The sequence below is a fragment of the Bacteroides sp. 1_1_30 genome, assembly GCF_020982715.1.
GTDB classification, from domain to species: Bacteria; Bacteroidota; Bacteroidia; order Bacteroidales; family Bacteroidaceae; genus Bacteroides; species Bacteroides xylanisolvens.
Window position 1 is genome coordinate 45765 of sequence record NZ_JAJKHN010000042.1, and the last position, 12158, is coordinate 57922.

Sequence of the window (12158 nt, forward strand, 5' to 3'; positions counted from 1 at the left end):
AACTTATGAAAACAAAATTTTTGCTCTTGATTGTCTTACTTCTGCAAACAGCTCTGGCTTTGGCTATCAAAGTGGAGGGTACAGTGCTGGACGAAATGAAGCAACCCGTCATTGGTGCAACAGTCCAAGTGAAAGGTGCTGCCAGTGGGACTATTACAGACTTGAACGGGAAATTCACCTTGAAAGTTGACCGTGTGAAAGAAGATATACTTGTCGTTTCTTATGTAGGCTATAAAACCAAGCATGTAGCTTTAAAGGGACGTTCTATATTAACTATTGAACTGGAACCGGAAGTTACGGAACTCAATGAAGTAATCGTAGTGGGCTACGGTTCGATGCGTAAAAGTGACCTGACAGGTTCGGTCACTTCCGTAAAGGCCAGCGCTGAAGAAGCTGCCCGTGCCACTTCATTCGACAAAATGCTTCAGGGAAAAGCTGCTGGTGTAATGGTTTCTACCGGCAGTGCCGCTCCAGGCGGTTCGGTAAGTGTACGTATTCGTGGAACCAGTTCTTTGCGTGGTAACAATTCTCCACTGTATGTAGTGGATGGAAATATAATCTCCGATTTGGGAGATACGGCTGATCCGATGTCTGCCGGTACCGGAGGAGGTAATTCGCGTGCGGATGCACAAAATCCGTTAGCAGCTATCAGTCCGCAGGATATTGAAAATATCGAGATTCTTAAAGATGCTTCTGCTACGGCTATCTACGGTTCGCAGGGAGCCAACGGTGTGGTGCTTATCACTACCAAACAGGGGAAAACAGGGAAACCGAGCGTAACTGTAAGTGCCAATGTTACTTTCTCTACATTAGCTCGTGAAATTCCAATGTTGGGCACTAAAGACTATATTGATTTCCGTAATGCCAAAGAATTCATAGGCGAAGACGGCACTCCGATGACGATGGACGGTATACTCTCGGTCAATTGGCAGAAAGAGGCTACCCGCACGGCTGTCTCGCAGAATTATCGTGCCAGCGTCAGTGGAAAGAGTCAGAAAACGACTTATTATCTCGCTCTCGGTTATTCTGATCAGCAAGGAGTCATTCGTAAAACCGGAGTTGACAAGTACGACATCCGCCTCAATCTCGACCAGGAGATTAATGACCGTATCAGCCTGAAGACTACTTCTGCATTTAGTTCTATCAACACATCAATGACTTCGGGTACGGACAAGCTCGCAAATACGCGTACAAGTATTGTTCGCCACATGATTTCATTCAAACCTTATAAAGGAGTGTCTTCCGGTGATGACTATGCCAATTACGATGAAGACCTGACCTCTCCCGAAGCATGGTTTACTGATTATGACGATGATAGTAAGGAGAATACATTTAATACGAACGTCTCATTGGATGTGAAAACATTCAAATGGTTAACGTTCAGAGTGAAAGGCGGATTGGTGTATCGAAATAAGGAACGTGCCATGTGGTTCGGCAAATTGACTTCTAATGGCTCACAAACAAATGGAAAAGCCGGTATTGCCGGATTGACAACCTATTCGTATAACACCGAAGCACTGATGATGTTTAATCATTCCTTTACAAAGAAGCATAATTTGAACGGAACGCTAGGAGTAGTCTACAATAATAAGCAAGTGAAACAAACCAGTGTGACGGGAGAGGACTTTTTTACTGAAGACCTTCGTGCTGACGGAATTTCACAGGCTGCGAGACAATACCCTTATCAGTTGACGAAAACAGGTGAACAACTCTTTTCGGTTTTGGCGCGTGGTGTGTACAATTATGCCAATCGTTATGTCGCAACTGCTACTTTCCGTGCCGACGGCTCTAGTAAGTTCGATAAGAAAAACCGCTTCTCCTATTTTCCTTCTTTTGCATTGGCATGGCGAATCAATCAGGAAGAGTGGATGAAGGAGTTCGATAAAGTATCTAATCTGAAGTTACGCTTGGGTTGGGGACAGGTGGGCAATCAGGCCATCTCTCCTTATCAAACTTTGGCAAGCTATAACAGCAATAGTTCAGCGAAACCTGATGGAAGCTTGGAACCCGGCATTGTTCCTTCACGTATTCCAAATGCGGATTTGAAGTGGGAAACCTCCGAACAATATAATATAGGAGTCGACCTCGGCTTGTTCAACCAACGTCTGACGTTTACAGCGGACGCTTATATTAAAAAGACAAAAGATTTGCTTCAGCAGATAGCCTTGCCTTATGCCAGTGGTTACAACTCTATGTGGGTCAACAATGGAAAGATCGAAAACAAGGGACTTGAATTTGCGATAGAAGGAACTCCCGTTGCTACTAAATCATGGAACTGGACAATCGGAGGAAATATAGCTTTTGTAAAGAATACGATTAAGGAACTGGGAATGTCGCCTGCCGATTTCGGCGTATTGAAGAATATGCGTGGTTACTGGGGCGAAAATGTAGGGAATAATACATATACCAAATTCCCGGCAAACGTATTTCTGGTAGGAAAGTCTATTGGCCTGTTTATGGGGTATCAGACTGCCGGTATTATGCAGGAAGAAGAATATAACAGTGCGGAGAATCAGCAGCATCCGCTCACGATGAAAGGTACGGAAATGCTTCCCGGTGATGTGCGGTATGTTGATCAAAACGGCGACCGTGTGATTGATGATAAAGATCGGGTGATAATCGGTAATCCCAATCCGGACTTTACGTATGCATTGAATACGACTCTGAATTATAAACAATGGACTTTGGATATGGCGTTCAACGGAGTGGTAGGCAATGATATCATCAATGCCAATCTGATAGACGAAACGGATGTAAAGAATGCTAATAAGAATGTACGGAAAGATGCTTTCTTTCAGGCGTGGACTGCCGAAAATAAGAGCCATACATATCCCCGTCTCGGATACGAACCGAAAGGTGTGTTGAGCGACCGCTATATCGAGAGTGGATCTTATCTGAAGTTATCCCACATCTCATTAAGCTATCTGCTTAAATTGAAGAAAGTGAAAACAATACAGAGCCTTACTTTCAACTTTACGGCTTCCAATGTATTCACGATTACCTCATACAGTGGTTATGATCCGGATGTGAATACGTTTGCCAATGATGCAGACCGTATTGGTATTGACTTGACTTCCTATCCGTCTGCCCGTAATTTCACTTTTGGTGTGATAGCTAATTTCTAAATGTATATCTTAAAAAGTAGTATAAGATGAAAACACTTAAATATATTCTTTTGTCATGCGTGGTGCTCGGTGCAGTAGCATGTGATGATTTTCTGGTGGAAACACCGGATACATCCGTCGAAAAATCAGGTGTCTACAATTCGTTGAGTTCAGCAAAGGCCGCTCTTGCCGGGTGTTATGGAAATATGGCGGGGTATAACGGCTATGCATTCAACTATTTTCATGTGTTGAGTGTCACTTCCGGTATGGGAGTCAGCATCAAGGCGAATGACGTAAATCTGACCACCATGAACATTCTTCCTTCGGACGTAAATATGACCAATGCTTATAATGGAATGTATGAAACCGTCCGTATAGCTAATGATATTATTGATGGAATGAAATCCAGTACGATCAGCGTTGAATCGGAAAAGAACCGGATTACAGGAGAGGCACATTTTATTCGTGGACTTACTTATTTCAATCTCGTACGTCTTTTTGGCAAAGTATCTCTTGTGACGCAACCTGTACTTGATTATAATGAAGCACAGGCTCCTCGTGCCGATGTTTCCGCAGTATATACTCTGATTATTGATGATTTGAAAGCTGCGTATGGGATGTTGCCTTTACCGGCAGATAAGGTAGAAGGACATCCGCACAGATATGCTGCACAGGCTTTATTGGCCAAAGTATATCTGACGCTGGCGGGCAATACAGAAGGTTCGGAATACTGGCAAAAGGCTTATGACGCTGCCAAAGATGTGTACGATCATGGAGAGTACAAACTGGTTCGTCCGTATGCAAAACTCTTTGGCAGTGCCAACAAGAACAATGCAGAATCTATTTTTGAAATTCAGTTTGCTTCGGCTGTCAATAGCGGACGCCTGACGGAGACTACTTTCCCTGTCGGTCACGAATTAATGAGCAACATAGCAACTGAAGGAAAAAGCTGGGGAAAGACGCGTCCTTCGCAGCGTGCTTTCGATCAGTTTGACGAGGGGGACCCACGCAGGGAAGCTAGTTTCGTGTACGGGCGCTATACTAATATCTTTATCGCAGATGCCAAAAAGAAAAATATCCTGCTTTATCCTACTACCAAAAAGGCGGGAACAAGTGGCACAGGAGATAATAAACTAGTCTATAAACAGGGTGACTCGGAATATCCGGCATGGAAGAAGTATTATGATCCTATGATGACTGCTTCTGCTTCTAATGCAAATTTTGTATATTACCGTTATGCGGATTTGTTGATGGTACTGGCCGAAGCTGCCAATGAAATTGGTTCGTCTGATGCCGCCGGTTACTTGAATGAGGTGCTCGATCGTGCACGTGATGCGGATGGTAATGGTGTGATTGATCCGGCAACGGAAGTCTATCCGCTTGCCGTATCTCCCGAGGAAGAAGCTGACAAGGCTTTGTTTCGTGAACGAATCTTCCGTGAGCGTTTGAAAGAATTGACAGGAGAGTGTGATGAATGGTACACGATCCGCCGCCGCGGAACGGAATATTTAAGAAAAATAATGGAAGAACATAATACACAAGTGGAAGCGTGGTATGCAGCACAGAAGTTAGATCCTGCTAATGTGAAGTTTGTATATACGTATAAGATTACAGATGAAACAGTGAAGAAGAATCTACTGATGCCATTTCCCGCAGATGAGATTATTCGTAATGAGAATATTAGTCAGGAAGAACAAAACTACGGATACTAAAATTAAAAACGATGAATATCAATAGGTTTAGTTTATTTATAGTCCCTTCTTTACTGTGTGGGCATGCAAATGTAATGCATGCCCAGGCAGAGAAGGGCGAACAGAAGAAAAATGTACTGTTTCTGATTATGGACGACATGCGTACGGAACTCAACTGTTATGGTGCAAAGTACATGAAAACACCTAATATGGATGCTTTGGCATCCCAGGGAGTGATGTTTGAAAACGCATATTGTAATGTACCTGTTTCCGGTGCGTCGCGTGCGTCGCTTTTTTCCGGTTTACGTCCGGGGCAGACTCGCTTTTGGGATGTAAATGCCGAAATCGACAGAGAAGCACCGGGTACGGTGACTCTGCCACAGTATTTTAGGGAAAACGGATATGTCACGATTTCCAATAGCAAGGTGATACATGGCAAGAATGATGCGAAAGAGCGTTCCTGGACGGAAGTCTGGATGCCGGAAGGTAAATCGGAAACATGGAGGGATTATTTGGGAGATGAGAACCTGTCAGTAGAAAAGCAGAGAGGTGGTCCCGAACCTTTTGAATGTCTGGATGTGGCGGACAACGCTTATTTTGATGGAAAGACTGCGGATAAAACGATGGAAGACTTGCGTCGGTTGAAGAAGAGTGGCCAACCTTTTTTCCTGGCTGTTGGTATTCTGAAACCTCATCTACCTTTCAATGCGCCTAAGAAGTATTGGGATTTGTATGACCCGAAACAGATTCGTGTTCCCGAAACTTTTGATTTCAATCGGGAGGGATTCCCGGATATGGCTTTTCACGCTTACAATGAGATACGTTATTATAAAAACATTCCCGCTAAGAGTGATATTCCGAAGGAGGAAGCGTTGAAGCTGATTCGTGGATATCGTGCCTGTGTCAGCTATGCGGATGCGCAGGTGGGTAAGATAATGGCAGAACTGAAAAAGTTGGGATTGGACAAAAATACAGTTGTCGTTTTGTTGGGCGATCATGGCTGGAGTTTGGGCGATCATAATCAGTGGTGTAAACATTCAAACTTCAATATTGTGAATAATGCTCCTTTAATTATCAAAGTGCCGGGTAATCAAAAGAAAGGGGCGGAACCTAAAGTGGTTGAGTTCGTCGATGTGTATCCCACTCTTTGTGAAGCGGTCGGATTGCCTGTTCCTCATCATACGGAAGGAGAAAGCATGATGAAGTTGATGACTGGCGAGGATAAATCATGGAAGGATTGTGCTATTATCAAATGGCATAGCGGGGTGACTTATTTCGACCGCGATTATGGTTATACTCAATGGAATGACAAAGCGGGGAATTTCCAAGGGCACATGCTGTTCCTGTATCGTAACGACCATTTGGAAACGAAGAATGTAGCGGATGCACCGGAGAATAAGGAGATTGTCGCACAGCTTCAGAAGGAGATATTGGCCCGCCGGGGAAAAGACTTTATGAAACAAGTGCCGAAAGCGGATAAACCTGAAAGGAAAGGCACACAGGCACACAAGAGAAAGTGATAATATTCTTATAATTAGTAAAATAATAAATACAATGAAAAATAAACAGTTATTGTCTCTGCTGGGGTGTAGCTTGGCTGCTTTGCCTTCTATGGTCGTAGCCCAGCAGAAGGTGGATAAACGTCCTAATATTCTTTTTATTCTGTCGGATGACCATGCACGTACGGCAGTCAGTGCTTATGGTGGGATTAATGCAAAACTGGCGCCGACTCCTAACATTGACGCGATTGGACATAATGGTGCGATTATGGAGAATATGCTTTGCACCAATTCTATTTCCGGTCCGAGCCGTGCCTGTCTGTTGACCGGAAAGTATAGCACCACTCATGGATTCTATCAGAATGAGGGAGGAATCGTTTTTGATAATACACAGCAACAGTATCAAAAGATATTGAGAGAGAATGGATATACGACAGCTTTGTTTGGTAAATGGCATTTGTTCTCTGACCCTGCCGGATTCGATTATTACAAAATTCATGCTAATCCAAGTCAGCAGGGCACGTATTGGGATCCTGTTTACAGTACAAACGGAAAGAAGAAAAAAGAGAAAGGCTATGCTACCCGGCTAACCACCAATTATGCACTGGAATGGTTGGAAAGCCAGCGTGACAAAGATAAACCGTTTTGTATGATGCTGCATTACAAAGCACCGCATCGTCCATGGGAACCTGATTCCTGTTATCTCGATTTATTCAAAGATGTGGAGTTTCCATATCCTGCAACTTTCGACGATGATTACCGTACCCGCGAAAAGACCATTGGCGAGTCAATGGCTACCATTGAAAACCACTTGTCGAGAGGGGATTTGAAACAGATTCCTCCTACAGGACTTTCGCAGAAAGAAAAGAATAAATGGCTGTGGTGGGGAGGTTCCGGCAAGAATCAGTATTGGACACCGGATGCAAACCTGAAAGGGGAAGATTTAAAGAAATGGAAGTTTCAGACTTATTTGAAGAATTATCTGCGAGTGGTGCGTTCGGTGGACGATCAGGTAGGGCGTGTAGTGGAATATCTGAAGAAAAATGGACTTTACGAGAACACGATAATTGTTTATATGGGCGATCAGGGGTTTTTCCTGGGAGAGCATGGCTTGTATGATAAACGCTGGATGTATGAAGAGTCTTTGCAGATGCCGTGCCTTATCAGCTATCCGGGGCATATCCCGGAAGGACAGCGCTTGAAGAATCTTACTTTAAATGTGGATATTGCTCCTACATTGCTCAATTATGCTGGTGTGAAGATTCCTTCTGATATGCAAGGTGTCAGTATGAAAGGATTACTGGAAGGTGATAAAACGGTGGAAAAGAACTGGCGCAAGTCTGCTTATTACCAGTATTTTGAGTATCCGAAGTGGCATAATGTGCAGCCACACTATGGAGTCCGTACAGACCGCTATAAATTGATTCATTTCTATTATAATATCGACCAATGGGAATTTTATGATATGCAGGCGGATCCGAACGAGCTTACCAATCAGTATGATAATCCGGCGTATGCCAAGATTATCAGAGAACTTAAAAAAGAGATTGTAAAATTGCAGAAGGAGTATAACGATACGATGTCGTTGGAAGAAAGAAGAAAACTGACAGATAAATATATGCTTAAATATGAGGAATAAACTGACAATGAAAGTTTGGATGATGATGGCAATGCTTACGTTTACATTGCTTGGTAAGGCACAGCAACCAATATATAAGGAGCCCGGCCAACCTGTTGAACGACGGGTGACGGACCTGATGGGGCGTATGACTTTAGAGGAGAAAGTTGCACAGATGTGCCAGTATGTCGGCCCCGGACATATTCGTGAAACACAAAAACGTTTTAAGGGGCAGAAGATAGCAAAAGGAGATGATGCTAATGGATTTTATCCGAATCTTTCGGTCAATCAGTTGTTGGAACTGACGGAAAAAGGATTGGTAGGGTCTTTCCTGCATGTAGTGACGGCTAAAGAAAGTAATGATTTGCAGAAGCTGGCTATGAAAAGTCGTTTGCAGATACCTTTACTTATTGGCATTGATGCCATACATGGCAATGCTTTAGTCAGTGGGGCTACTGTATATCCCACGCCTATCGGTCAGGCTGCCAGCTTCCATCCGGAGCTGGTAGAACGAATCAGCCGTGAAGCGGCATTGGAAGTCCGTGCAACAGGAGCTCATTGGACATTTACTCCGAATATTGATGTAGCGCGTGATGCCCGTTGGGGGCGTGTAGGTGAAACTTTTGGAGAAGACCCGTATCTGGTGACCCGCATGGGGGTGGCTACCATCAAGGGATTTCAGGGGAAAGACTGTCAAGGAACGGAAGTGGCTTTGGCTTGTGCCAAGCATCTTATTGCAGGTAGCGAACCTTCGAACGGAACAAATGCGGCTCCGATGGACGTATCGGAACGTACATTGCGTGAGGTGTATCTTCCACCATATAAAGCGGCGGTTGAAGAAGCGAATGTTTTTACGCTGATGGCCGCTCACAACGAACTGAATGGGATCCCTTGTCATGCGGATCGGTGGATGATGACGGATATAATGCGTGGGGAGTATGGATTTAACGGGTTTATTGTAAGTGACTGGATGGACGTGGATAGAATCCACGACCTGCATCATGCGGCGCCTACTTTAAAGGATGCCTTTTATGAAACGATCGATGCAGGATTGGATATGCGTATGCACGGACCTGATTTTTTGGAGAAGGTTGTAGAATTAGTAAAAGAGGGAAGGCTCTCTGAAGCGCAGATTGATCGCGCCTGTTCTAAAATCCTCGAAGCAAAGTTCCGTCTCGGATTGTTCGAAAATCCTTTTGTCTGTTTGGAGAAGACCGCTCAAACTCTATCTAATGAGGAGCACCTGCAGAGTGCTCTTGAAATGGCGGAGGAATCTATCGTTTTGTTGAAGAACGAAAATGATTTGTTGCCACTTGATTTCTCTGACTATAAGAATATTTTAGTGACAGGGCCGAATGCGAATAATCATACTATTTTAGGAGATTGGACACTTCAACAACCGGATGCTAATGTAGTGACTATTTTGGATGGTATCAGGGAAATTGCTGGTAGTGCAAAAGTGAATTATTACAATTATGGTGATGATGTCCGCCAAAATTCCATGGATAAAGTGAACGAGGCGGCTGCAATAGCAAAGAAGTCGGATTTGGCTATTGTAGTGGTAGGGGAGAATCCCTTACGTTATCAGAAAAGCAAGACTTGTGGCGAGAATATTGATCGTATGGGACTTGATTTATTGGGTACACAGAATCAATTGGTGCAAAAAATACATGAAACCGGTGTGCCTACAATCGTTGTTTTGGTTGGCGGACGTCCGTTAAGTGTAAATTGGATTGCGCAAAATGTGCAGGCATTGGTTCAAGCATGGGAACCGGGGTCTTTAGGAGGGCGTGCTTTAGCCAATATCCTGGCCGGGAAGGTGAATCCGTCGGCAAAACTTCCTATTAGTATTCCCCGTCACAGTGGACAGATTCAGATGATTTACAATCATAAACCATCGCAATACTTCCATAAGTATATCGATGGTCCGAGTACTCCTCTTTACCCGTTTGGTTTTGGCTTGTCCTATACCCGTTTTGCTTATTCCAGCCTGAAACTTTCTCATACTAGGATTTCAGATAAAGATTCGTTTACCGCAAGTATTGAACTGACGAATGTAGGAGACCGTGAAGGTACTGAAGTTGTGCAACTTTATATTCGTGATATTTATAGTTCCGCTACTCGTCCGGTGAAGGAATTGAAGGATTTTGCCCGGGTTACTTTAAAACCGGGGGAAAAGAAAACGGTTACTTTTACAGTTACTCCCGATAAACTGGCTTACTGGAATCGAAATATGCAGTATGGAGTAGAGAAAGGGGAATTTGAAATTATGATTGGTTCTTCTTCGCAAGATAAAGATTTGAAGAAAGTGAAAATGGAGGTTCTTTAGATAAGGCACATTCCGCATGTAAATTAGGCACGGATTTCATAGATTACACGGCTTTTATTTAGTTAGAACCGCGTATATCGTGAAATCCGTGCCTAATTTATTGTAATTTCGGGAACCTCGGCAGGGTTTGCATTGTTGTATGTCGTGCATAGAAATAATGAAAACTTTGTCGGATGTTTGATTTCTTTGGTAAATTGAAGGATAAGGGTCGTTGGCGAATCTTTAAATTGAAGTTGATTGATGCACGACTTTACTTTGTCAGTATCTTCGTAGGATTACTGACGGGACTCGTTGCCGTGCCTTATCATTACCTGTTACAGTTCTTCTTTAATCTCCGCCATGATTTCTTTGATTCTCATCCCAAGTGGTATTGGTATATCCCTCTTTTCCTGTTGATGTGGGGAATACTTGTATTTGTATCCTGGCTGGTGAAGAAAATGCCGCTTATTACCGGCGGGGGGATTCCGCAAACACGTGGGGTTATTAATGGGAGGGTTGATTATAAGCATCCTTTTCTGGAATTGGTTGCGAAGTTTGTGGGTGGGATACTTGCATTAAGTACCGGATTGTCTTTGGGGCGTGAAGGACCTTCCGTACAGATAGGTTCGTATGTCGGATATTTGGTATCAAAATGGGGGAGGGTGCTTAGTGGCGAACGGAAACAATTATTGTCTGCCGGTGCAGGTGCCGGATTGGCGGCTGCTTTTGCTGCCCCATTAGCTTCCTCATTGTTGGTTATCGAATCTATCGAGCGGTTCGATGCACCTAAAACAGCCATTACCACGCTTTTGGCAGGAGTCGTGGCAGGCGGGGTTGCCAGTTGGATTTTCCCTATCAATCCCTATTTTCATATTGATGCCATTGTGCCTGGAATGACTTTTTGGGGACAGGTGAAACTGTTTCTTTTGTTGGCGGCAGTAGTTTCTGTTTTTGGAAAATTCTTTTCTGTCACTACTCTTCAGATGAAACGTATTTATCCCGCTATTAAGCATCCTGAATACGTGAAGATGCTGTATTTGCTTTTTATCGCTTTTCTGATTTCTATGGCCGAGTTTAATCTGACGGGAGGAGGAGAACAGTTCTTGCTATCACAGGCCATACATCCGGATACACATATTCTTTGGATTGTCGGCATGATGTTGCTGCATTTCGTTTTTAGTACCTTTTCTTTTTCTTCGGGTTTACCGGGAGGAAGTTTTATCCCTACGCTGGTGACAGGAGGACTTTTAGGGCAAATAGTGGGATTGATTATGGTTCAACAGGGTGTGATTGCTTATGAGAATATCAGTTATATCATGTTGATTTGTATGTCGGCATTTCTTGTAGCAGTCATTCGTACACCTCTGACGGCTATTGTCTTAATAACCGAGATTACGGGACATTTGGAAGTCTTTTATCCTTCCATTGTTGTAGGTGGATTAACCTATTACTTTACGGAAATGCTTCAGATAAAACCGTTCAATGTAATTTTATATGATGATATGATTCATTCACCTGCCTTTAAGGAAGAGCCCCGTTATACATTGTCTGTAGAAGTAATGAGCGGGTCTTATTTAGATGGCAAGATTGTAGATGAACTTCGTTTACCGGAACGTTGCATAATTATAAATGTGCATCGTGACCGTAAGAATTGGCCTCCCAAAGGACAGAAATTAATGCCTGGAGATCAGGTCCAAATAGAGATGGACTCACAGGATATAGAGAAACTGTATGAACCTTTAGTGAGTATGGCGAATATTTATTGAGTATAGGTGTTGGCAGTATAAATTCAGAACAGTCTAAAAAAGAATGAAACGATGCAGAAATGAACGAAAGTTTTTCCTACTATAAAGTTGAAAAAGGTTCTTCGTCAAATTTGGTGGTAAGTTTTTCTCCGCTCATTTAGCTAATTCAGTCAGTGCCTATATTTTCTTATGA

General features: G+C 43.3%; 6 protein-coding genes. All 6 read left to right on the top strand.

The annotated features are described in order from the left end of the window. The first annotated feature begins 5 nt into the window (after window positions 1–5). The 6 genes from LPH68_RS13855 to LPH68_RS13880 all read left to right on the top strand — a co-directional run bounded on the left by LPH68_RS13855 (window position 6) and on the right by LPH68_RS13880 (window position 11986). Complete coding sequence (locus tag LPH68_RS13855; RefSeq protein ID WP_134985107.1) at window positions 6–3125, top strand: TonB-dependent receptor; 3120 nt, start codon at window positions 6–8, stop codon at window positions 3123–3125. 26 nt (window positions 3126–3151) lie between these two features. Next, window positions 3152–4816 carry a RagB/SusD family nutrient uptake outer membrane protein gene (locus LPH68_RS13860; RefSeq protein WP_134985106.1) on the top strand — a complete coding sequence of 555 codons (1665 nt, stop codon included), beginning with the start codon at window positions 3152–3154 and terminating at the stop codon, window positions 4814–4816. Window positions 4817–4827: 11 nt separating this feature from the next. Then, a complete protein-coding gene (locus LPH68_RS13865; protein WP_118194736.1) occupies window positions 4828–6315 on the top strand; it encodes a sulfatase in 1488 nt (495 codons plus the stop codon). 34 nt (window positions 6316–6349) lie between these two features. Further along, complete coding sequence (locus tag LPH68_RS13870; protein WP_118194738.1) at window positions 6350–7933, top strand: sulfatase; 1584 nt, start codon at window positions 6350–6352, stop codon at window positions 7931–7933. Then, complete coding sequence (locus LPH68_RS13875) at window positions 7923–10241, top strand: glycoside hydrolase family 3 N-terminal domain-containing protein (protein WP_225450368.1); 2319 nt, start codon at window positions 7923–7925, stop codon at window positions 10239–10241. Before LPH68_RS13870 ends, LPH68_RS13875 begins: the two co-directional genes overlap by 11 nt. 173 nt (window positions 10242–10414) lie before the next feature. Then, entirely contained in the window at window positions 10415–11986 is a 1572-nt protein-coding gene (locus tag LPH68_RS13880) for a ClC family H(+)/Cl(-) exchange transporter (RefSeq protein ID WP_118194740.1), read from the top strand. Window positions 11987–12158: the final 172 nt, after the last annotated feature.